At 70.4% G+C, this 22119-nt stretch carries 20 protein-coding genes; 11 read left to right on the top strand and 9 right to left on the bottom strand.

The annotated features are described in order from the left end of the window. The 6 genes from AWQ68_RS18785 (at window position 1) to AWQ68_RS18760 (ending at window position 5875) form a co-directional block, all read left to right on the top strand. Entirely contained in the window at window positions 1-858 is an 858-nt protein-coding gene (locus AWQ68_RS18785; protein ID WP_066942100.1) for an ABC transporter ATP-binding protein, read from the top strand. Continuing rightward, window positions 858-1619, top strand: coding sequence for an urease subunit gamma (gene ureA / locus AWQ68_RS18780; RefSeq protein WP_066942098.1), 762 nt, complete (start codon window positions 858-860; stop codon window positions 1617-1619). Before AWQ68_RS18785 ends, ureA begins: the two co-directional genes overlap by 1 nt. Continuing rightward, window positions 1616-3292, top strand: coding sequence for an urease subunit alpha (locus AWQ68_RS18775; protein ID WP_066942096.1), 1677 nt, complete (start codon window positions 1616-1618; stop codon window positions 3290-3292). The genes ureA and AWQ68_RS18775 overlap by 4 nt, the downstream gene beginning before the upstream one ends. A gap of 97 nt (window positions 3293-3389) precedes the next feature. Beyond that, a complete protein-coding gene (locus AWQ68_RS18770; protein WP_157545445.1) occupies window positions 3390-3956 on the top strand; it encodes a TetR/AcrR family transcriptional regulator in 567 nt (188 codons plus the stop codon). A 63-nt stretch (window positions 3957-4019) separates the two neighbouring features. Further along, entirely contained in the window at window positions 4020-4718 is a 699-nt protein-coding gene (locus AWQ68_RS18765) for a pentapeptide repeat-containing protein (RefSeq protein ID WP_066942092.1), read from the top strand. 473 nt (window positions 4719-5191) lie between these two features. Continuing rightward, on the top strand, window positions 5192-5875 hold the full coding sequence (locus tag AWQ68_RS18760) for a carboxypeptidase-like regulatory domain-containing protein (protein WP_066942090.1): 684 nt from the start codon (window positions 5192-5194) through the stop codon (window positions 5873-5875). A 105-nt stretch (window positions 5876-5980) separates the two neighbouring features. On the opposite strand, the gene AWQ68_RS18755 is transcribed toward AWQ68_RS18760, so the two are convergent. Next, on the bottom strand, window positions 5981-6814 hold the full coding sequence (locus AWQ68_RS18755; RefSeq protein WP_245655975.1) for a class I SAM-dependent methyltransferase: 834 nt from the start codon (window positions 6812-6814) through the stop codon (window positions 5981-5983). Window positions 6815-7240: 426 nt separating this feature from the next. On the opposite strand from AWQ68_RS18755, the gene AWQ68_RS18750 reads away from it, so the two are divergent. Both AWQ68_RS18750 and AWQ68_RS18745 read left to right on the top strand, forming a co-directional pair. Further along, on the top strand, window positions 7241-7639 hold the full coding sequence (locus tag AWQ68_RS18750) for a hypothetical protein (protein WP_157545441.1): 399 nt from the start codon (window positions 7241-7243) through the stop codon (window positions 7637-7639). A 226-nt stretch (window positions 7640-7865) separates the two neighbouring features. After that, window positions 7866-9425 (top strand): OmpA family protein, encoded by a 1560-nt coding sequence (locus AWQ68_RS18745; protein ID WP_169808943.1) that lies wholly within the window; start codon window positions 7866-7868, stop codon window positions 9423-9425. Window positions 9426-9506: 81 nt separating this feature from the next. Here AWQ68_RS18745 and AWQ68_RS18740 read toward each other — a convergent pair whose 3' ends face one another. Continuing rightward, window positions 9507-9857, bottom strand: coding sequence for a hypothetical protein (locus tag AWQ68_RS18740; RefSeq protein ID WP_066942082.1), 351 nt, complete (start codon window positions 9855-9857; stop codon window positions 9507-9509). A 353-nt stretch (window positions 9858-10210) separates the two neighbouring features. Between AWQ68_RS18740 and AWQ68_RS18735 the strand changes: the two genes are divergently transcribed. From AWQ68_RS18735 to AWQ68_RS18725, 3 genes are read left to right on the top strand one after another with little or no spacing between them, the layout of a single operon-like run. Further along, window positions 10211-11308: a TetR/AcrR family transcriptional regulator gene (locus AWQ68_RS18735; RefSeq protein ID WP_066942081.1), complete on the top strand. Its 1098-nt coding sequence runs from the start codon at window positions 10211-10213 to the stop codon at window positions 11306-11308. After that, complete coding sequence (locus tag AWQ68_RS18730) at window positions 11305-11916, top strand: transcriptional regulator (protein WP_066942079.1); 612 nt, start codon at window positions 11305-11307, stop codon at window positions 11914-11916. Before AWQ68_RS18735 ends, AWQ68_RS18730 begins: the two co-directional genes overlap by 4 nt. Next, window positions 11913-13445 carry a pyruvate, phosphate dikinase gene (locus tag AWQ68_RS18725; RefSeq protein ID WP_066942077.1) on the top strand — a complete coding sequence of 511 codons (1533 nt, stop codon included), beginning with the start codon at window positions 11913-11915 and terminating at the stop codon, window positions 13443-13445. Before AWQ68_RS18730 ends, AWQ68_RS18725 begins: the two co-directional genes overlap by 4 nt. A 20-nt stretch (window positions 13446-13465) precedes the next feature. On the opposite strand, the gene AWQ68_RS18720 is transcribed toward AWQ68_RS18725, so the two are convergent. From AWQ68_RS18720 to AWQ68_RS18690, 7 genes are all read right to left on the bottom strand, one after another. Next, window positions 13466-14053, bottom strand: a complete 588-nt coding sequence (locus AWQ68_RS18720) for a histidine phosphatase family protein (RefSeq protein ID WP_066942075.1) — start codon at window positions 14051-14053, stop codon at window positions 13466-13468. Window positions 14054-14136: 83 nt separating this feature from the next. Next, the gene (locus AWQ68_RS18715; protein ID WP_066942073.1) at window positions 14137-15522 is read right to left on the bottom strand and encodes a glucose-6-phosphate dehydrogenase; all 1386 of its coding nucleotides are present in this window, start codon (window positions 15520-15522) and stop codon (window positions 14137-14139) included. Then, the gene (locus AWQ68_RS18710; protein ID WP_066942071.1) at window positions 15519-17348 is read right to left on the bottom strand and encodes a glycoside hydrolase family 15 protein; all 1830 of its coding nucleotides are present in this window, start codon (window positions 17346-17348) and stop codon (window positions 15519-15521) included. The genes AWQ68_RS18715 and AWQ68_RS18710 overlap by 4 nt, the downstream gene beginning before the upstream one ends. A 36-nt stretch (window positions 17349-17384) precedes the next feature. Then, a complete protein-coding gene (locus AWQ68_RS18705; protein ID WP_066942069.1) occupies window positions 17385-18434 on the bottom strand; it encodes an NAD(P)-dependent alcohol dehydrogenase in 1050 nt (349 codons plus the stop codon). A gap of 282 nt (window positions 18435-18716) precedes the next feature. Further along, entirely contained in the window at window positions 18717-19748 is a 1032-nt protein-coding gene (locus AWQ68_RS18700) for a carbohydrate ABC transporter permease (protein WP_157545439.1), read from the bottom strand. 4 nt (window positions 19749-19752) lie between these two features. Next, the gene (locus AWQ68_RS18695; RefSeq protein ID WP_066942067.1) at window positions 19753-20685 is read right to left on the bottom strand and encodes a carbohydrate ABC transporter permease; all 933 of its coding nucleotides are present in this window, start codon (window positions 20683-20685) and stop codon (window positions 19753-19755) included. A 46-nt stretch (window positions 20686-20731) separates the two neighbouring features. Then, on the bottom strand, window positions 20732-22114 hold the full coding sequence (locus tag AWQ68_RS18690; RefSeq protein ID WP_066942066.1) for an ABC transporter substrate-binding protein: 1383 nt from the start codon (window positions 22112-22114) through the stop codon (window positions 20732-20734). Window positions 22115-22119 lie beyond the last annotated feature (5 nt).

Genomic DNA, 22119 nt, shown 5'->3' with positions numbered 1-22119 from the left:
ATGACAGGAGGGGCCGATCCCGTCCTGCGGGTAAGCGGCCTGCGCAAGACGTACGGCGTGGTACGCGCGGTGGACGACGTCTCGTTCACTCTGGACAAGGGACGATCGCTGGGCGTGGTCGGAGAGTCCGGGTCGGGCAAGACCACCACCGCACGGATCATCGTCGGCCTCGAACACGCCGACACCGGTCAGGTGGCGGTGGCGGGACGCGACCGTACGGAGAGCCGGCGGCACGGCCGGGCCGAGCGGCTGCGGCGGGCCCGCGAGGTGCAGATGGTCTTCCAGGACCCGTTCCTGTCCCTGGACCCGAGGATCCCCGTGGGCACGGCGCTGCGTGAGACCCTCCGGCTGCACTTCCCCCGGCGGGACGGCGCCGCACGGGTCGCCGAACTCCTCGACCAGGTGGGCCTGGGGGAGCGGGCCGCCGCGGCGCTGCCCCGCGAACTGTCCGGCGGCCAGCGGCAGCGGGTGGCCATCGCCCGCGCCCTGGCCGTCGAACCCGCCGTGCTCGTGCTCGACGAGGCGGTGGCGGCGCTCGACGTATCGGTGCAGGCGCAGATCCTCAACCTGCTGGCCGACATCCGCGAGCAGACCGGCATCGGCTACCTGTTCATCACCCACGACCTGGGCGTCGTCCGGTGCGTCACCGACGACGTGGTCGTGATGTGGCGCGGGGCGATCGTCGAACGCGGCCCAACCGAACGGGTTCTCGCCGCACCGGAGCACCCGTACACCCGGCTGCTGCTGGACTCGGTGCCCCGGCCCGGCTGGGATCCGGGCCGGGTCGCCGCCGACCGCCGCGCCCTCGCCTCGACGGCGGCGCCTTCTCCCTCATCACCCGACCACAGGAAGAGCTGATGCGTCTCACCCCCACGGAGCAGGACCGACTGCTCCTGTTCACCGCCGCGGAACTCGCCCGGGCGCGGCGAGCGCGCGGACTGCGGCTCAACGTCCCGGAGGCGACGGCGCTGATCGCCGACACCGTCTGCGAGGCCGCCAGGGACGGCGCCCGGCTGGCCGAGGCGATCGCGGCGGGGTGCGCGGTCCTCGGCGCCGACGACGTCCTGCCCGGTGTCGCCGACATCGTCACCGAGGTCCAGGTGGAGGCGGTCTTCGAGGACGGGACCAGGCTGGCCGTGATCACCGACCCGATCGGCGCGGGCTCGCTCGGCCCGCTCGCTCCCGGAGCGATCGTCCCGGCCGACGCGCCGCCCGCGGTGGCCGAGCCGGTGGCGACCGTCGAGGTCACCAACACCGCCGACGTACCCATCAGCGTCACCTCCCATTTCCACTTCTTCGAGGTCAATCCGAGGCTGCGCTTCGACCGCGCGGCCGCCTACGGAAGGAGGGCGGCGATCCCGGCCGGCTCCACGCTGCGCTTCGGCCCCGGCGACACCGTCGCCGTCCCGTTGACGCCGATCGGCGGCGCGCGGGTCGCGGTGGGGTTCGCCGGGTTCGTCGACGGTCCGCTCGACGCCCCCGGAGCACGTGAGGAGGCGTTGCGGCGGGCCCGCGCCTGCGGGTACCTCGACCTGCCCGCGGGCGCGGAGCCCACGCCCACCCCGAGTTCGACGAGAACCGCCGGAAACGTGAGCGGCGGCAGGGAGGACACACCATGACGACGGACGCCTTCGAGTACGCCGCCGTACACGGGCCGACCACCGGCGACCTGGTCCGGCTGGGAGACTCCGGCCTGGTCGTACGCGTGGAACACGACGCGCAGCGGCGAGGCGAGGAGTTCCTCGCCGGCTTCGGCAAGACGGCCAGGGACGGCATGCATCTCAAGGCCGCCGCCGTACGCGAGACCTGCGACCTGGTCATCAGCAACGTGCTGGTGATCGACGCGCTGCTCGGGATCCGCAAGACGTCCATCGGGATCCGGGCCGGGCGGATCTGCGCCATCGGCCGGGCGGGCAACCCCGACACGCTGGACGGGGTCGACGTCGTCGTCGGCACCGGCACCGCGATCGTCTCCGGGGAAGGGATGATCGCCACGGCAGGCGCCGTCGACACCCACGTCCACCTGCTCTCGCCCCGGATCATGCAGGCGTCCCTCGCCTCCGGCGTGACCACGATCATCGGCCAGGAGTTCGGTCCCGTCTGGGGCGTCGGCGTGAACTCGCCCTGGGCGCTGCGGCATGCCTTCAACGCGTTCGACGCCTGGCCGGTCAACATCGGCTTCCTGGCCCGCGGCTCCTCCTCCGATCCCGCGCCCCTGGTCGAGGCGCTGGCCGAGGGCGGCGCCTCCGGGTTCAAGGTGCACGAGGACATGGGCGCCCACATCCGCGCCCTGGACACCGCGCTGCGTGTCGCCGAGGACTACGACGTCCAGGTGGCCCTGCACTCCGACGGGCTCAACGAGTGCCTGTCGGTGCGGGACACCGTGGCCGTCCTGGAGGGCCGGACGATCCATGCCTTCCACATCGAGGGGTGCGGCGGGGGCCACGTCCCCGACGTGCTCACCATGGCCGGCCTGCCCAACGTGATCGGGTCCTCCACCAACCCGACCCTGCCGTTCGGCCGCGACGCCCTCGGCGAGCATTTCGGGATGATCGTCTCGGCGCACGGTCTGAAGACCGACCTGCCCGGCGACGCGGCCATGGCCCGCGACCGCATCCGGGCGGGCACGATGGGCGCCGAAAACGTCCTGCACGACCTCGGGGTCATCCCCATCACCTCCTCCGACGCCCAGGGAATGGGCCGGGCCGGGGAGACCGTCCGCCGGACCCTCGCGATGGCCGCGAAGATGAAGGCCGAACGGGGGGTCGAGGGAAGCGACGACAACGACCGGGTTCTCCGCTACATCGCCAAGCTCACCATCAACCCCGCGATCGCCCACGGACTCGCGCACGAGATCGGCTCCATCAGTGTCGGCAAGCTGGCGGACATCGTTCTGTGGCGGCCGCAGTACTTCGGGGCCAAGCCGCAGCTCGTGCTCAAGGCCGGGTTCCCCGCCTTCGGTGTGACCGGCGACCCCAACGCGTCCACCGACGCGTGCGAGCCGCTCGTGCTGGGCCCGCAGTTCGGCGCCCATGGAGCCACCGCCGCCGACCTGTCGGTGGCCTTCGTCAGCGAGGCCGCCGCGGCCGCCGAATCGGACCGCATGCCCACACGCCGGCGCCGGGTGGGGGTCCGGAACACCCGCGGCATCGGGCCGTCGGCGATGGTCCGGAACGTCCGTACGGGGCGTGTACAGGTGGACGCCTCCACCGGCCGGGTAACCCTCGACGGCGACCTCGTCTCCTCCCCACCCGCCCAGAGCGTCAGCCTCAACCGGCTCTACTTCCTCTGACCACGCCCTCACCGCGAAGGCCGCCGATGAACTGGTACAGTGGTGTTCCAATTGGTACTCCACTGTTCCAATTCATCTCCAGGGTGGTCGCCTCTCCGTGCCCGACAAGAAACCCCTCCTTCGCTCCGATGCCCAGCGGAATCGCGATGCCGTGCTCGCCACGGCGATGCGCCTGCTCGGCCAGAAGCCCGAGGCGAGCATTCAGGAGATCGCCGACGCGTCCGGCGTCGGCCGCACCACCGTCTACCGGCACTTCCCCTCACGTGAGGATCTCGTCCGCGCGCTCTTCGCGATGGTCGTGGACGAGCAACGGGCGGTCGTCGCCGCGGCCATCGCCGAGGGCGATACGGCCGCCGCGATCCTCCGCCGGCTCGGGCCCGAGATCGTGGGGATCGGTGAGCGCTATCGCTTTCTCGACACGCATCGCGACCTCGTCATCGACGACCCCCTGAAGCACCCCTCCCCGGCCGAGCCTCTGCTCGCCTGGCTCGTCGCCGCACACGGGCGGGGCGAGGTACGAACCGACCTGCCGCCGGACTGGTCGTACGCGATGATCCGCGCCCTCGCCGTCGGCGCGAACGAGCAGGTGGTCGCCGGGCGCAGGAGCCCGGAGGAGGCGGGACGCCTGCTCGGTGACACGCTCGTCCGGGCGTTCACGACGTGATCAGGAAAACCGCGTCTGCTGCTCCATATCCTCGGCCACCGCGTTTCAGAACGGATTCAAGGCATGAACATCGAAGAACTGCTGGCAGAGGAACGGCACATCGAAGGGCTCGATCTCTCGGGTACGGCGCTCACCGATCTGCTGGCGGCGGAACCGTACGTCTTCAAAGACTGTGACCTGTCGGACGCCGATCTTGGGGAGGCCGACCTGGCGGGCTACGTCTTCGAGGGGTGCGGTCTCCTAAGAACCGATTTCCGCGGCGCGGACCTCGAAGGCGCCCGATTCAACGGCGGCGGCGGCGCGACGACCCGATTCGGCGGAGCCGAGTTGACCGACGCGGAATTCACCAGTGTCGACCTGTCGGGCGCGCAGTTCGGCAACGCGCTGCTGACGGACGCGCGCTTCACCGGCTGCCGGATGATCGGTGCCGCGCTGGGCGGATCCAGGGGGACGTCCTTCTCCGTCTCCCACTCCAATCTCACCCTGGCCGACCTGTCCGGATGTTCCTTCCGGAAGCAGGAGTTGAACGGAATCCGATTCGACGAGGCGAACCTCGCCGCCTGCGACTTCACCGGTGCCGTTTTCACCGACTGCCGCCTTGTCCGCGCCAGGTTGGTCGACACGAAGTTCGCCAAGGCCGACCTCCGGGGGGCCGACATAGGGGAACCTGACGACGGCCAACTCCGTGCTTTCGCCGGCGCTGTCATCAGTTCTGCCCAGGCCGTGGCCGTGCTCGCGGCACGTGGACTTACGGTTCTCTGAACACCTGCCACATCGCAGGGCGCTGTTCTCATGACATGGGGCCGGGGCTTTGTCCTCAACTCCTCGGCCGAACTGTCTGCCCTTCGGGTCCACGCCACTATGTCGCGGCGGTCACCACAGCGCGGCCGTGGACGTGATCGCCCAGGGCGTGGAGCATCCCGCCAACCTCCGCCCCGGCGATCTGATCGTGGTGGCCGCCACCGGCGCCTACCGGCACTCCATGGCGTCCACGTACAACATGACCGCCGGGCCCTGTCATCGCCCACGCCAGGTCGCTCGCCGCGTGGCGATCCCAGGCACCTCCAAGTGGAGTGCAAGATCAGCCTTTTAGCGTGCTCCGGGTGCGAAGAACGTTGTTGGCGACCGGCCTGTTGGCCGTGACCCTGACCGGATGTGGGATGACCGGGATTCCCGGAAGCTCCGGGACGGCAGAGGTGACGGACACGGCAGGCGGCGGACGGAGGAGTGATTCGGTGAGCGGAGAACAGGCCGGCGTCGGGGAGATCGAACCCGGTGTGCTCAAGGGTCGGGTGGTCGACGGGAAGGGCAAGCCGCTCGCCGGCGTGCAGGTCGTCGCGGACAACCAACTGCTGTACAACAGCAACCTCATCGTTCCGACCGACGCCGACGGCTTCTACCGCGTGGAGACGAATGTCGCCACCACGTTCCACGTGACGGCCACGGTGACCCGTCAGTACAACGGGCAGACATACTCCCTGGACCTGGCGCCCGACGACGACAACTCCTTCGCAGGGCCCACCGGCGCGATCAGGAACTTCACCTGGAAGCTCACCGGGCAGAGAGCCGATGGCCTGGGTGTCCACGGAAGCTCGGTGCTCATCTATCTGGACTACCGCGACCCGCAGGATCCGGAGGCGTACCTGCAGGACGAGAACGTGGAGCTCACGCTCACCCCCGAAGGGCCGTTAATCGACGGTTCGCAGGGGAGCACCATCACCCGGAAGTCGAGCCGGACCGGTGACGGTTCCGGCGTGCACGACGTGCCCGTCGGTCGCTACCGGATCACCGCGACGTACGAAGGACGACCGCTTCGTGTGAAGCCGCGCAACAGCGGGGAGTACGCGCCGGAGATCGTGGCGGACTTCGAGACCATCATGACCGGCGTCTACCAGATCAACCTGGAACTGGCGCTCTGAGATGAGCTCGGCCGGACAAAGAGGCGGGCTGCGCCCCGCGCGAGCGTACGGTGGCCACGCACGTGATCCGGCGGTGAGAAGCGGCGACTCTGGGGGACACCCACGTCACAGGCGTCGGCCGATCGTGAGGACGACCGACCAGTGGCGGGTGAGTCGCCCGTCCGGGCGTGCGGCGAGGCGGCGGCGTACCTCCTGGTAGAGGTGTTCACGCTTGGCCGGCTCCATGGCGATGTGGCCGGAGAAGGTGTCAAGCAGAGCGATGTATTCGTCTGCCGTGTAGCGCAAAGCCCAGACGTAGAGTCTCGTCCCGACCACCGTGAAATGCCCGGAGGCCTCGAACTCGGTGGCGATGGGGTTGGGCAGGGCCTCGGGCGGTGGCGGTGGCCACGGGCCGTCGTGGCCTTCGCCGATTTCCTCGTAGACCTTTTGGATCTCGGTGAAGAACGGGTCGAAGTCTGCCGGCATTGCGTGCTCGGCGTTCCACACGGCCAAGTGGCCGCCCTCGGTGAGCAGCTTGGCTGCTTTCGCGTACTTGACCTCGGGGTCCACCCACTTCCACGCCGTGGCCGCGTAGGCGAGATCGAAGCGGATCCCTGTCGGCGGTTCCCAGTCTTCGAATGACGACGTGACTACGGAAACGTCGGCGAATTCGGCGAGGCGGTGCCGTGCCTCCGCCGCCAGAGCACTGCCGAGTTCGACCGCGGTGATCCCGAAGCCCATCCGCGCCAATGGCAGCGTGGCTTTCCCCGGACCGCATCCGACTTCGAGCAGGTGCGCGGGTGGCGTGATCGCCGTGATCGTGAGCAGGTCCGAATACAGCTCGGCAGGGTAGTCGGGGCGTGCGTTCTGATAGGTGTCAGCCGCGTGGTCGAAGGTGGTTCGCAGCCGAAGATCGTGTGACATGATCCAAGCTTCGTAGTGCGGCGACACCGCTGTCACCGCATTATCGTGCTCTGATCCGATGCCTGGGTGGGCGACCCCGGAGCGGTTCGACCGTGCGCGCCCCGGCATCGAAGGCTGGGTCGACGACGTCATGGCGCTGTTCGGCAGCCCGTGGGGTTTCGGCCTCGGGACCATCACCGTGCCCGTACGGCTGTGGCACGGCGAACTGGACCTTGACCCGCCAGCCGGGACGCCACCACCAGTCGTTTCTCATCTGCTCGATCAAGATGGCTCCCGTCGCTCAGCTCGCTCTGATCGCTCGGTACTCCCTGATCTCTGAGCGCAGGGTACGTGCTCGGCACTGCCTCGGAAGCGGGAAATACCTACGCGAGCGGCTCACCGCTCAATCAGGCCGACCCGACCGGACCACGACACCGTGGGGCGTGTTGGCGAGAATGCGAAGATCGCGATATTGGTTCCCTTATGAGAAGAATCCTCTTCGTGTTGATCCTCGCCCTGGCGGTGGCCGCTCCCGCCGAGGCAGCCACGGCCACAGCCACAGCCACGGCCACGACCAAGCGGTTCGGGTTCCTCGCCCCCGCCGAGGACGGCCATCTGGGCTTCGCCATGGGCAAGATCTGGAAGAACCCCGAGTTCGAGGCGTGGAGCTGGAAGCGGACGGGTAAGTGGCGCGACTACGAGGTCTCCCCGAAGGCCAAGTTGTACGTCAACATCCTGGCGAACGGCTCGGCCTCCAAGCGGGTGAGCTACGAGTGGCTGCGCACGCACCTGAAGCCGTCCTCCGCCAGGAGGATGGGCTTCTACGTGTGGTTCGACTCCAGCAAGCGGATCGTGAAGGTCTCCCAGGTCTACACGCCGTAGTCAGCGGCGGTTGCATGGCCGCTCTGCCCGGTACGCGGGCCGCACCTTCCCGACGAGGCCGATCCGGAATGCCAGGAGCCGGCCATCGGATCAGCGGGTCCGGGGTCCGGGTCCCTGGCCGCGCAGCAGTGGGAAAGCCCAGGTCGGCATAGCCGGGCTGGGCTTCCGGCATTGGATGATCGCCTCGACGGCGGTCCCTGGCCCAAGGTCATGCAGTATTGACCGGGTGAGTTTTCGAACTGTTCTATCGTTCTTGGCGCTGTTCATGGTGTCGGCCTGTGGAGGAGCGCAGGACGCCACGCCACCGAACTCCGCGACGTCCCCTACATCCTCCGGCACCGCCGCGGCGACCTCCGCCTCAGCCGCCCCCGACGCCTCCGAGCAGGCACCGCGGCCCGCGCTGGCCGAGACGCGCAGCACCATGACCCCGGAGCTCAAGGTTGAAGTCGTCGGGCTGAACAGGGTCAAGGGCAGGCACCTGGTCATCCAGCTCAGGCTCACCAACACGGGCACCAAAAAGCTGACATGGACCGGCGAGATGGGTGACTTCACGCGCCCGCTGGGGGAGATCCGGTGGGCGTCGGGCATCGGTGTGCTCGACGCCGCGGCCCGTACCTGGATCCTGCCCTACAAGCCGGCCGGCTCGCCCTGCCTGTGCAGCGACCAGGATCGTGATGGCCTCGATTACTTCATCGCCCCCGGAGGGTCGCTGGCGTTGTACGCGGTCATGCCTGCCCCCGCCGGCAACGCCGCCACCACCACAGTGGTCACTCCGGTCGGCCCCCCGATGCCGAACGTGCCGATCAGCGACGAGCCACCCGTCACCCCTCCCGGCATGCTCATCCCCGACCCCGATGCCGAACCCGTCACGACCGTCGTGCGCCAGGTCGTGACGCCATCCGAAGCGCTTGACCGGTCCGACGAGACGGCGGACGACGGCAAGGACCTCCAGGTCAACCTCTCCTCGGACGTACTGTTCGCGGTCAACAAGGCCACGCTCACCCCGAGGGCCAAGGCGACACTGGCACGCACCGCGAAGCTGGTCGATTCCTCGGCCGGGCCCACGGTGAAGGTGGAGGGGCATGCGGACTCCTCCGGCACCGACGCCATCAACGATCCGCTTTCCGCCTCCCGCGCCCGGGCCGTACAGCGGGCGTTGTCCGCGCTCGTCACCCGGAAGGACGTCGGTTTCGAAGCCAGGGGGTACGGCTCGCGCCGCCCGCTTTACAGCAACGACTCCGAGGAGGGGAGGCGGCGCAACCGCCGGGTCACGGTGATGTTCGCCAGGCCGCAGGCCGTCGAGACCGAGCCGGCGGCCACGTCCTCAACCTCGGCCGCCCCGGGCGGAGCCGGGCTGAAGGACACGGGAAAGGCGGACGGCCAGCCGATCTCCATGGAGGTGACCGGCCTTCGGCGGCTGCCGGACGGCCTCGGCCTGCTCACGTACCGCATCACCAACGAGGGCGACCGCGCGGCCTGGTTCAACGGACTGCATCACGCGCGGGACTGGATGTCGTTCAAGCACCAGGCCGCCGCCAACGTCACATTGACCGACGTGACGGCCAGGCGCCAGTACCTGCCCGGCCGCCTCCAAACGCCTGCCGGCGACGGCCACATCGACTCCTACTGCGCCTGCAGCGACTTGGCCGGAGTGCGGTTGAGCACCGAGAAGTTCGGACCGGGCCAGGTGAAGGAGTTCTGGGACCTGTTCGCCCTACCCGAGAACGCGGCCACGCTGAACGTCAAGATCGCAGACTTTCGGGAACTGAAGGTGCCGGTCCAATAGCGTCGGCTGTCGATGAACGACGGGCGCCGCGTGATGCGCTCCATCGCATCCCTTTCCTTGTGGCGGCCGAGCGCGGCCGCTTCACACAGACCCGGCTGTCGCGCCGGCGCGCGCCTGCAGCGCGTCCAGCACTTCGACGTGCTCCGGCGGCACCGCCACCTCCAGCGTCAGGGTGCCGCCGGCGACGGTGAGGGCGAAGGTGAAGAAGGAGCAGCAGCCGTTCTCCCGTGCGGTCAGCTCGGCGGCGCGGGCGGCGTTGTCCGGGCCGAAGACGAGTTCCAGCCGCAACCGCGTCCGCTCCGGGCGCGTGATGGCCTGCACCGCTTCGGCGAACAAGGCGTCGAACTCGGCGACGCGCAGCGGCTGCTCGGCGGTGGGCAGGGTGCAGGCTGAAGGAGCCCATCCCAGGTCAAGGGCCGTGTCTTTGGTCATACCTGGACGGTAAGCCTGTACCTGGGTACCGGATGCAAGTCTTCGCCGCCACGGCGTTCCCCCGCTCGCGCTCCTGCTCAGGAGGGGCCGTCCGCGAACGGCACCCGCGGCTCCGGGCCCAGGCGGGGTGGTCGGCGTCCACGACGTGCTCGTCGCCGGCCGGCCGGTCTGGCCTACGGCCCCGGATCATCGAGGTCATCGAACGCGGAATGGCGACCTGGCACCCGGGTGCCAGGTCGCGGCGGCTGGACGTGCGATCGCCGTGGCGGCGGTCCCCGGCCACCACCGGAGCTCGGATGATAATGTCATCTGGATTGTGTGGACATGTCGATCTGTCGTGGGAGGGAGCGGCGATGGCGCGACTGACGCGGGCCCAACAGCAGGCGCGTACCCGCGCGGCGGTGTTGGCGGCGGCACGGGAGGAGTTCGTCGAATGCGGCTACACCCCGGCCAAGGTCGACCGGATCGCCGAGCGGGCCGAGCTGACCCGGGGCGCGGTGTACTCGAACTTCCCGAGCAAGCGCGCGCTCTACCTGGCGGTGCTCGTCGCGATGGTCGAGGAGACGGCCACAGTGGAGCCCGTGCGGCCGCCGGTGTCCCTGGAGGACGCGCTGGGGGAGTTCGCCCGGACGTGGCTGGACCGCCTGCCCCTGGTCGACGAGGACGCGCCCGGCGGCCGGCTGCGGCTGCGGTCGCTCGTCGGGGTCGTGGACGACGACCGGGGCCGGGCCGTGCTCGCCCAGCTCGCCCGCCTGGAGGCGCTGTTGCTCGCCGTCGGGTTGGAGTCCCGGGACCCGATGGCCGGGCGGCGGGTCCGCCTGGCCGAGCTGGTGCTGACCCTGCTCGGCGGCGCGGGCGCCCTGGCCGAGACGGCGCCCGGCTTCGGCGACCCCTTCGACCGGGTGCGCGCCTGCCGGCATCTGGCCGGGCTCGACCTCGCCGACACGTGGGCCCCGGCGCACGCGCCCTACGTCGAACCCGCCGAACAGCGGCACGAGTCCTGGACTCCGCCCACCGGTCTGCCCGACCAGATCACCGGCGACCCGGTCGACCTAGCCGCCGACGGCCTGGTGACCGTGCTCGGCGCACGCCGCCTCGGCGCCGCGGAGGAAGCCGTCCGCTCCGCTCGACCCGGTGAGCACGTCACGGTCGTCGCCGTCACGGACGACCCCGCCGAGACCGGCCGACTCGTCCGGCTGCGCGTCCGCGACCTGCTCACCTGCCTGCGCGGCGTGTTCCCCGCCGACGCCTGGCGGCCCCTCCGGCTGGTCGTCGACGACGGCGCGTTCGTGGCGTCGGCCCTCGGCCTGGCCGGCGTCGACGACCAGACCGAGACGGCGGTGCGCGTCCGGGACGGCGCGATCGTCGCACGGGCCGCCGGACGGGGCGCCGCCGTCTCGGCGGCCGGCACGGCTCCGGCCGACTCCCGGAAGCGGAGGACCGACGCATGACCCGGCCGCCCGAGACCGGGACCGACCTGCTGGTACTCCACGCCCTGCGCTGCTGCGGCTACTGCGGGGTGGCCCGCGTGGCGGCGGCCACGGGGCTGGACGAGCCCACGGTCGAGTCCGATCTGATCGACCTGGCGGTGGCCGGCCACGTCGTCCGGCCGTCCGGCGCGTGGGGCCTGACCGAGGCCGGCCGCGCCGAGGACGCCCGGCGGATCACCGACGAACTGGAGACGGCCGGCGCCCGCCCCGTCGTGACCGCGGCGTACGAGCGCTTCCTCGAACTCAACCCGGAACTGCTCGACCTGTGCACGGCCTGGCAGTTGCGGCCCGTCGACGGCGTCCCCACGGTCAACAGGCACGACGACCCGTCCTACGACGCCCGCGTCCTGGACCTCTTCGCCGACCTGGACCGGCGCCTCGCCCTCGTCTGCGCCGACCTGTCCGCGGTCCTGCCGCGGTTCGCCCGCTACCCGGCCCGCCTCACCGCGGCACTCGACCGCGCCACCGCGGGTGAACTGGAGCTGGTGACCGACGACATCGCGTCGTACCACACGGTGTGGGCCGAGCTGCACGAGGACCTGCTCGCCACCCTGGGGATCCCCCGATGAGGTGGGTGCGCCCGGTCTCCGCGGGGGTCGCGGAGACCGCGGACGTCATCGGCGCCAAGGCGCACGGCCTCGTGCTGCTCCACCGGCTCGGACTGCCGGTGCCCGCCGGGTTCGTCGTCACGACGCCGGCCTGCCGAGAGTTCCTGCGCACCGGGAGCTTCCCGGCCGGGCTCGCCGAGGAGCTGCGGACCGCCACGGCCGACCTGGAGACCCGGACCGGACGCCGCTTCGGGGGAGGTGACAGGCCCCTGGCGGTGTCGGTCCGCTCCGGGGCCGGCGTGTCGATGCCCGGCATGATGAGCACCATCCTCAACCTGGGCCTGACGACCGAGGCGACCGCCGCGCTGGCGGCCGAGACCGGCGACCCCCTGTTCGCGACCGCTTCCCGACGCCGGTTCTTGTCCAGCTTCGCCTCCGCGCTGACCGGAACCGACGTCGACGCCCCGCATGCGGACACCGAGGCGTCCATCCCCGAGGACGCCGCCGACCAGCTGACGCTGGCGGTGCGGGCCGTCTTCTCCTCGTGGAACACGCCGCGCGCGCGGACCTACCGCCGACTCCACGACATCGCGGACGACCTCGGCACAGCCGCGATCGTGCAGGCGATGGTGTTCGGCAACCGTGACGGGCGGAGCGGCACCGGGGTCGCCTTCAGCCGCGACCCCAACACCGGCGAGCACGTCCCGTTCGGCGATGTCCTGTTCGAACGCCAGGGCGAGGACGTCGTCTCGGGCCGCGCCCCCACCCTGCCCCTGCGCGCGCTCGCCGACCGGGAGCCCGCCGTGTGGGCCGGCCTGCTCGACGCCCTGCGCCGGATCGAGGCACACTACCGCGACGCGTGCTACGTCGAGTTCACCTTCCAGGCCGGCGAGCTGTGGTTCCTCCAGGTCCGCCCCGGCCGGTTCACCGGAGCCGCGGCCGTGCGCGTGGCCACCGACCTCGCCGACGAGGGCGTGCTCACCCGCGACGAGGCGCTGCTGCGGGTCTCGCCACACCACCTGGAGCACGTGCGCACGCCCCGCATCGTGGCGCCGGACGTCGACGTCCTCACCCGGGGCGTGGGGGCCTGCCCCGGTGTCGCGGTCGGCCGGGTCGCGACCACGACCGACGCCGCGGTGCGCATGGCCGCCGACGGCCCGGTCGTCCTGGTGCGACCGGAGACGTCCCCGCACGACATGCGCGGTCTGGCCGCCGCCACGGGCGTCCTGACCGCGCGCGGCGGCCCGGCGAGCCACGCCGCGGTCGTCGCCCGCGCGATGGGCAAACCGGCGGTGGTCGGAGCCGGGGACCTCACCGTCGACGGCACCTCGATCAGGGTCGGTGGGCGCACCCTCGGTGAGGGCGCGACCATCACCATCGACGGGACCAGCGGCGAGGTGGCGCTCGGCCGCCCCCGCGTCGCCACGGGAGCGGCCGACGCCCACCTGCACCGGCTGCTCGCCTGGGCGGACGACGTCTCGGGCGACCGGTCAGCGCGCGGAGAGGCCCAGCGGCTGCGCGACGCCCACGCCGCGCTCCGCCGCGACTGACCGGTCGCCGGGCGCGCGCCTCAGGGCCGGACGCCGGGGCCGAACCCGGTCCAGCGCAGGTCCGACGGCAGATGGCTCATGTCGTTGTACACCAGCAGTGCCGGCGCCGCGCCGTCGTAGTACGCGATCGCCGTCATCGCCGCGTTCCCGCAGCTCATCGCCAGCCACCGTTCCCGCGGGGCGTCCAGGGCGTGCCGTACCAGCCAGGCCACCTGGTAGGCGTGGGTGACCAGGACCTCGTGCGTCTCGGTCTCCGCGGGGCGCGCGAACCGGCCGGTCAGCGCGTCCGCGAGCCGCTCACCCTCGGCCGCCTCCTCGGGGTCGTACCCGTCGAAGAACCCGGCCCACGCCGGCGGCGCCTGCGCCGGCACGTGCGGGACGTGGTCGACCAGCTCGTCCGCCTCCCGCACGGGCACGCCGCGCAGGTGCTCGCCGATGATCCGCGCCGACCTCGCGGCCCGGGGCAGCGGCGAGTGCCACACGGCGTCGACCGGCAGGTGGGCCAGGCGCTCCGCGAGCAGTTCCGCCTGCCGCTGTCCGACGTCGGTCAGCTCTCCGAACGCGTCCGCCGCACCGTGCCGGACCACGTACAGATGCCGGATCGCCATCAGGTCCTCCCGGGGAAGTCTTTAGATGTTAAGGGCATTGGGATGTTATCAACATCCCAATGCCCGGCCCCCCACTCCTCCGTTCACGCCGGGTCGGCTCCGTACGGCTGCCGGGGGGCCGGCCCGTCCGAGCCGGCCGGGTACTCCTCGAGTGGCACGAGGTCGTCCGACCAGGCCGACAGTACGGGCGCGAGGATCCGCCACGCCTCCTCGGCCTCGTCACCGCGGATGGACAGGGTGGGATCCCCGTTCAGGACGTCCAGCAGGAGCCTGCCGTAGGCGGGGAGGTCGGGCGGCTCCATCCGCGCGGTCAGCGCGAGCGGCACGAAGGTGCGCGTGTGGGAACCGATGCCGGTCAGATCCAGGGTCATGCATTCCGGATCGAGTCCGAAGCGCAGCACGTTGGGCAGGGCTTCCCCGCCGTGGCCGAAGGGCACGTAGGGCACGGGCCGGAAGCGCACCGCGACCTCCTTGCGGTCGGCCCCGAGCGCCTTGCCGCTGCGGAGCCGGAAGGTCGTTCCCGACCAACGCCAACAGTCGAGTTGCAGCTCGATCTCGGCGAAGGTCTCCGTTCGGCGCCCCGGGTCCACGCCCTCCTCGTCGACGTAGGCGGGTACGTCACGGTCACCGATCCGGCCGGGCAGGTAGCGCGCGCGGCGGGTACGGCGCAGGACGTCGTCGCCGGTGAGGGGCCGCACCGACCGCAGCACATCGAGTTTCCGGTCACGCAGATCGCGCTCGCCGAGGCTGATCGGCGGTTCCATGGCCACCAGGCACAGCAACTGCAGCAGGTGGTTCTGCACCATGTCCTTGAGGGCCCCGACGCCGTCGTAGTAGCTCGCCCTGCCTTCCAGGGTGAGGGTCTCGTCCCAGACGATCTCCACCTCGGCGATGTGCGTGCTGTTCCAGATGGGCTCCAGCACGCGGTTGGCGAGCCTGCTGCCGAGCACGTTCTGCACGGTCGACATGGCGAGGAAGTGGTCGACCCGGAACACCGCCTCTTCCGGTACGAGAGCGGCGAGCAGCCGGTTCAGCTCGACGGCGCTGTCCAGGTCTTCGCCGAACGGCTTCTCCAGCACGATCCGGCTGTCCGGTGGCAGGCCCGCCTGGTGCAGCGCCTGGACCGCGATGGGGAAGAGCGCCGGGGGCAGCGCGAGATAGACGGCGACGGGTCCCGCGCCGGCGATGACCGACGCGACGTCGGCGGGGTCGGTGATATCGGCCCGCCGGTAGCGCGCGGAGGCGATGATCGCCTCCCTGACGTCCACCGGCCACGCGGTGCCGTGGCGGTCGAGCTGGGTGGCCGCCCAGCCCCGGAACCGTTCGTCGTCCCAGCTCTCCAGGTCGGCGCAGGTCAGCTGGAACCCGTCGCCCAGATGCCCGGCCGCCCTCAGGGCGGCCAGCCCCGGCAGCAGATAGCGTGCGCTGAGGTCACCCGTCGCTCCGAAGATCGCGAGTCGATCGATCATGCTGTCGCGCCTGCCTTCGCCCGTGTGAGGTTCACCCCGCTGGCGATGACCCCGATGTGGCTGAACGCCTGCGGGAAGTTGCCGATGAACTCGCCGGTCGAGGGGTCGATCTGCTCCGGCAGCAGCCCGAGCGGGCTCGCCCGGGCGCACAGGGACGCGTAGAGCTCGTCGGCTTCTCCGACCCGGCCCTGCCGTACCAGGTTGTCGACCAGCCAGAAGCTGCACAGCAGGAAGGCGCCCTCGTCACCGGGTACGCCGTCGGTCGACTGATCGTGCAGGTAGCGGTAGAGCAGGCCGCCGCCGGCCGAGAGGCGATCGGCGATGGCACTGGTGGTGGCCACCATCCGCGGGTGATCGGCGGGCACGACGCGGCGCAGCGGAAGCGCGAGCAGGCTGGCGTCCAGACCGCCGCTGCCGTCGAGGTGCTCGCGCAGGCTCCGCGCCTCCTCGTTCCACGACTGGGTCAGGATGAGGTGGCGCAGCCGCTCGGCCGAGGCGCGCCATGCCGCGACCTGCCCGGGCAGTCCAAGCCGCGCACCGATCGCCGCGGCCCGGTCCACGGCAACCTGGCACATCCCGGCCGAGTACGTGAACACGCGACCTTCGCCGCGCACCTCCCAGATGCCCTGATCCGGTTGCCGCCACGCCTGGCCCGCGAGGTCGGCCAGCCCGGCCAGGCTGTGCCAGAGATCGGGCTGGAGGTCCCCGCAGGAGCGCAGCCACTGGTCGGCGCAGTCCAGCACCTCGCCGTAGATATCGTGCTGGCGCTGGTCGGCGGCTCCGTTGCCCCAGCGCACCGGGCCGGAGCGCCGGTAGCCTTCCAGCTCGCCGTCCTCGACCTCGTCGGGTACCGGGCGGCCGTCCACGTCGTACATGATCCGAGGTCGCCCGCTCTGCTCGAAGGCGTCGAGAACCCAGCCGAGGAAGGCGTCGGCCTCGCCGACGAAGCCGATGCGACGCATGGCGAACACGGCGAAGGCCGCGTCGCGGATCCAGGCGTAGCGATAGTCCCAGTTCCGGACGCCACCGACCGGTGCGGGCAGCGAGGACGTGGGCGCCGCCACCAGCGAGCCGTTGACCCAGTGGTCGCACAGTTTCAGGGTGATCGCAGCACGTCTGACCAGCGATTCCTCAGGCCCGTGATAATCGCAATGCGTCATCCAGTGACGCCACGCGTCCGCGGTTCCCCGCAGCATCGCCTCGGCGTCGAACCGGTGGTGGCGGTGGGAGCGTCCCCAGGACAGCACCAGGTCGAGACGGTCGCCCTGCTCCAGGTCGTACGCGCTGTGCAGGCCGGTCAGGGGACGGTTGGCGGGGAGGTGCAGCCGCAGGTCCGGCCGCCGGTACGCCCGCACGTCCAGCCCGCTGAACAGGGCCCGGGCCTGTGCGCCGCCGCGGGGCTCCACGTCCACCCGGAGGCGGACGTTCCCGGACAGGACCACGGCCGACCGGATGAGTTCGGCCCTGTCGACGGGAGCGTCGTCGGTCAGGTCGGCGCCGGAGCGCAGGGCCAGCGCGTCGGTGATCCGGACCAGGCCGGTGGTGCCGCGCAACTCGGTCACCAGCACCCCGGTGTCGGGTTCGTACCACTGCCGGGCCTCCCGCAACTCCTCCGGCGTCATCGTGAAATGCCCGCCCCGTGCGTGATCCAGCAGAGCGCAGAACAGCGGCTCGGCGTCGAACCGGGGAAGACACAGCCACGGAATGGACCCGTCGAGACCGACCAGCGCGGCCGTCGCGCCGTCCCCGATGAGGCCGAGGTCCTCCAGCGGGAGGTAGCCGTCACGCCTGCGAACCGGCCGGAACGGTGGATCCGGATTGAGCATGCCGCCTCGCTTCCGCAGGGCCGGAAGGGTACAGAGCTAGAAGGTGATCAGCACTTTCACGACGTCGTCGAGTTTCTTGTCCGCGACCTCGAAGGCCCGCTCCATGTCGTCGAAACGGAACTCATGAGTTGTCATGTGGGTGGGGTCGAGCCGCTTCGTCTCCAGGACCCGCAGCAGTCGCTCCATGCGCAGCCTGCCTCCGGGGCAGAGCCCGGTCGCGATCGTCTTGTCGGCCATTCCGACCCCCCACTCGACGCGGGGGATGCGCACGAACTCCCCTTCTCCGAAATAGCCGATGTTGGATATCGTGCCGCCGGGCTTGGTTATCTTGACCGCGGTCTGGAACGTCACATCCGCGCCGAGTGCCTCGATGGCGGTGTCGACGCCCTCGCCACGTGTCAGTTCCAGTATCCGCCCGAGGACGTCCTCACCGGTGAAATCCACGATCTCGTCCGCGCCGTACGTGCGCGCGAGTCGCTGCCGGCGTGGGACCGATTCGACCCCGATGACGAGGCCGGCGCCGCGGAGCCTGGCCCCTGCCGTCGCCATCAGGCCCACCGGGCCCTGCGCGAGGACGGCGACGGTCCCGCCGATCGGGATGCTCCCCTTCTCCGCCCCCATGAATCCGGTCGAGAGCATGTCGGCGCAGTAGACCGCCATCTCGTCGGGGATGCCGTCGGGGATTCGCGCGAGATTGGCGTCGGCCTCGTTCACGTGGAAATAGTCGGCGAACACTCCGTCCTTGGAGTTCGCGAACTTGAAGCCTCCGAGCGGCCCGCCGGACTGCGACGGGTACCCGTTCTGCGAGGACGGGTCGCCCCAGTCGGGGGTGATGGCGCCGACCAGGACGCGGTCGCCGGGCCGGAAGTACGCCACCTCGCTTCCCACGGCGTCCACGATGCCCACCGCTTCGTGACCCAGCGTCAGGTTCTCCCGAGGACCGATGCCGCCCCTGACCGTGTGGGAGTCCGATGTGCAGATGAGGGCCCTTGTCGTCCGTACGACGGCGTCCACCGGGCCTGGCCGCGGAATGGGCTTCTCCATGAAGCCCACGCGCCCGATCTCCTTCATCACGAACGCCTTCACCTGATCCGTCCCTCCTGCCGGCGGTCACCGTCGCGGGGACGGCGGCACGCCGGCCGAATCGGCCCCTGGTGGCGGCCGACCGCACCGCATCCGTGCGGTCATGTCCCAGCGAGGTCGTGGACGCGCCGCCACCATGTGATCCGTTTTTCCGCAGGTCACGGGTGGGCGTGCCCCGTAGCCGGTTCATGCCCCGCCGCGTCGCCGACAACCGGGAAGCCCGGCTTCGGCGACCGCGAACAGGTCCTCAGGCGCTCCGGTGGACCGGGGCCCCGGCGGCCCGGGTCATTTGTCGACTCCGGTGCTCATGATGCCCCGGACGAACGTGCGCTGGAAGCAGACGAACAGCAGCACCGGCACCGCGATCGTCATCATCGTGCCGGCCTGGATGTAGGCGGGGTTGTGGGTGTAGAGGCCGTTGAAGGCGGCGAGCCCGACCTGGAGCGGCTGAAGGTCCGGCTGCCCCGACAGGTAGACGAGCGGGGTGAAGTAGTCGTTCCAGGTGTAGACGAAGTTGAAAAGGATGACGGCGGCGATCGCCGGCCAGGCCTGCGGCACGATCACCGAGCGCAGGGTGCGCAGCGGTCCCGCCCCGTCGATCGCGGCCGCCTCGTCCATCTCGCGCGGGATCGTCATGAAGTACTGCCGCAGCAGGAAGACGTTGTAGGCGTTGGCGAAGAACGTCGGCACGAGCAGCGGCAGCCAGGTGCCGACCCAGCCGATCTTCGCGAAGACGGTGTACGTCGGGATCAGCGTCACCGTGACAGGCAGGAAGATCGTGGCGATGAGCAGGGTGAACAGCGGTCCCCGTCCGGGGAAGCGGAAGCGGGCGAAGCCGTACGCGACCAGCGTGCAGGACAGGACGGTGCCGAGCGTGCCGATCAGCGCGATCGCGACGGTGTTGAACAGCAATCGGGGGAAGTCGATCAGGTTCCACACGTCGGAGTAGTTCGACCACCGCGGTGCCAGGGTCCAGCTCGGCTGGAGGCCGCGCCAGGAGCCCCGCCAGGTGATGACTCCCTTCTCCGGCTCGGCCGGGTCGACGAAACCGCTCTCCGTGCGTCCCTTCTTCACCAGGGCCAGCTCGCGGACCGTGCCGTCGACGGGCACGAGGTACACGTCGTACCGCTGCCCCTGGTAGGTGTAGCCGCGCGGGTCGGACGGCAGAAGCGGCGAGCGCGCCTGGCTGATCTGCCGCTCGCTCTTGAGCGACGTCAGCGTCATCTGCGCCAGAGGGGCCAGGAACGCGACGACGACGCCGAACATCACGATCGTCATCAGCGCGACCCGGACGCGTCGGGCGATGTGCGGTGTCACCGGATCACCTTTCGCTCGTGTAGTGGACCCAGTGCCGGGACAGGCGGAACAACAGGAGGGTCACGACGAGGGTGATGACGAAGAGCAGCCAGGCCAACGTCGACCCGTACGACATCTCCTGGAAGGTGAAGAACGTCTGGTACAGGTAGAGGTTGAAGAAGCGCGTCGCCCCGCCGGGGTCGCCGCTGCCGTCGAAGAGCACCAGCGGCACGAGGAAGTACTGCATGACATCGACGACGGCGAGGATCATCGTGTAGAAGAGCACCGGCGACATCATCGGGATCGTCACATGGCGCAGTCGGCGCCACCAGCCCGCCCCGTCGAGCCTGGCCGCGTCGTACAGGTGGGTGGGGATGCCGCGCAGTCCGGCGAGGTTGATGATGATGCCCGAGCCCAGCCCCCACAGTCCGATCAGGACGAGCCCCGGGATCACCCAGGTGGGGTCGTTCAGCCAGCTGGGCGGGTGGGCGACGCCGATCCGGCGCAGGGCCGAGTCGATCCAGCCGTCGTCGACCAGCATGTTCTGCCAGATCAGCGCGCCGGCCACGAACGGCACCACGTACGGCATGAACAGCAGGACTCGTAGCAGCCCGCCGCCGCGCACGTACCGGCTGTTGACGGCGACGGCCAGCAGGAACGGCAGGGCGACGACCACCGGCAGCCAGAGCAGCGCAAAGCGGGCGGTCACCCAGAGCGAGGCCCACGCCTGCCTGTCGCCGAAGAGCCGCTGGTAGTTCTCCAGGCCGACGAACCTGAGCGGCTCCGACTCGGACAGCGTGATGTTGAGGAACGTGAACACGAACGTGGCCACCATCGGGATCGCGGTGAACGCGAGGAACCCGATGATCCAGGGGAGGACGAACAGGAACCCGTGCCGGGCTTCGCGGCGGGCCATCCGGGACATCGGGGCCCGCCGGCGGATGGGGACGGCGGTCATCGGGACGCCTTTCACGAGGGGGGTGGCGAGAGAGGCGGGCGCGCGGTTACCGGTCCCAGACGTCCTGGATCTCGTCGCGCATGTTCTTCAGCTCCACGTCCATGTCGAGCCCGCCCTTGGTCATCCAGCGGCTCCGGTAGGTGCCGAGGATGGAGAGCGTCTGGTTGTACTTCGGCATGTACGCCTCGGAGTGCGGCGTGTCGGCGTACCGCACACTGTCCTTGACGACCTGCCAGTCGACGGTGTTGGTGAACTGGCCGGCCAGTTTCCCGAAGAAGGCGTCCTGGTCGGCGGTGCGCGCCGGCATCGCGCCGTACGCCGAGAGCAACTCGCCGGACGCCGGGCCCACCAGGTAGCTCAGGAACTCGAACGCCTCGGCCGGGTGCTTGCTCCTGGCCAGGATCCGGAAGGTGTCGGCACTGGTGGGCGAGGTGGTCGTGCCGTCGTGTGAGGGCATCGCGGCCAGGTTCCAGTCCGTGCCCGCGCCCGCGACGCCGTACGTGGACCAGAGGAAGTTCACGCTCATCGCGACGTGCCCCGAGAAGAAGGCGGCGCCGTCACCGTTGAACTGGTCGGTCTCGAAGACCGGCCCGGTCATGATGAACCTGTCCTTCCACATGCCGTCGTAGAAGAAGCGCCACGCGTCGGCCCACGCGTCGGGGATCTTCACGGTTTCGCCGTCACCGGAGTCCAGCGACCCTGCCCCGAACGCGGCGCCCTGATAGCGCAGGTCGTCGCGGGCCGGCTCGAAGCCGTACTGCACGATGCTCTCGGGATCGAAGCCGTCCTCGGTGGCGTCCTTGCCGTTCTTGTCGACGGTGAGCTTGAGCGCCAGCTCCTTGAGCGTGTCGTAGTTCCACTCCACCTCGCGGCCGTCCGGCCACCTGTACTTCTCGCCGTACTTGTGCGGAGGCTCGGCGAGACCCGCCTCCGTGAACAGGTCGGCCTTGTAGTACAGGGTCGAGGGGTAGATCGCGAACGGGAGGCCCTCCTGCACCGAGCCGATCCGGTACAGGTCGGCCGTGCCCTCGGCGTACGTGCTGAGGTCGAAGGCGCTTGACTTGATGAACGGGCCGAGGTCGAGCCACTGACCGTGGAAGGCCGCGGCGCCGCCGACGCCGACGGGGCCGACGACGTCGGGCCCGTTGCCGGAGGCGATCTGGGTCGCGAGCGTGTCACGGGCGGAGTTGTAGGTGACCACCTCCAGCTTCACCCTGATGTCGCGATGGCGGGCGTTGAACTTGTCGACGACCGCCCGCTCCACCTTGACCTGGTCGGCCTGCTCGCCGGTGCCGAGGCAGCAGTACCAGCGCAGTTCCACCGGCGCGGCCCCGGTGCGCGTGCCGGCGCCGGGTCCGCACGCGGCGAGGGTCAGGACGGACGCGAGCGCGGCCAGGGCGGGCAGGAGCCGGGGGCGGGTCCCGTTCATGCGTC

Origin of the sequence: Microtetraspora fusca (assembly GCF_001570365.1) — a bacterium.
In the GTDB taxonomy this organism is placed as follows: domain Bacteria; phylum Actinomycetota; class Actinomycetes; order Streptosporangiales; family Streptosporangiaceae; genus Microtetraspora; species Microtetraspora fusca.
The sequence above is the reverse complement of the archived record's forward strand: the minus strand, read 5'-3'. Positions and strand labels throughout refer to the sequence as shown.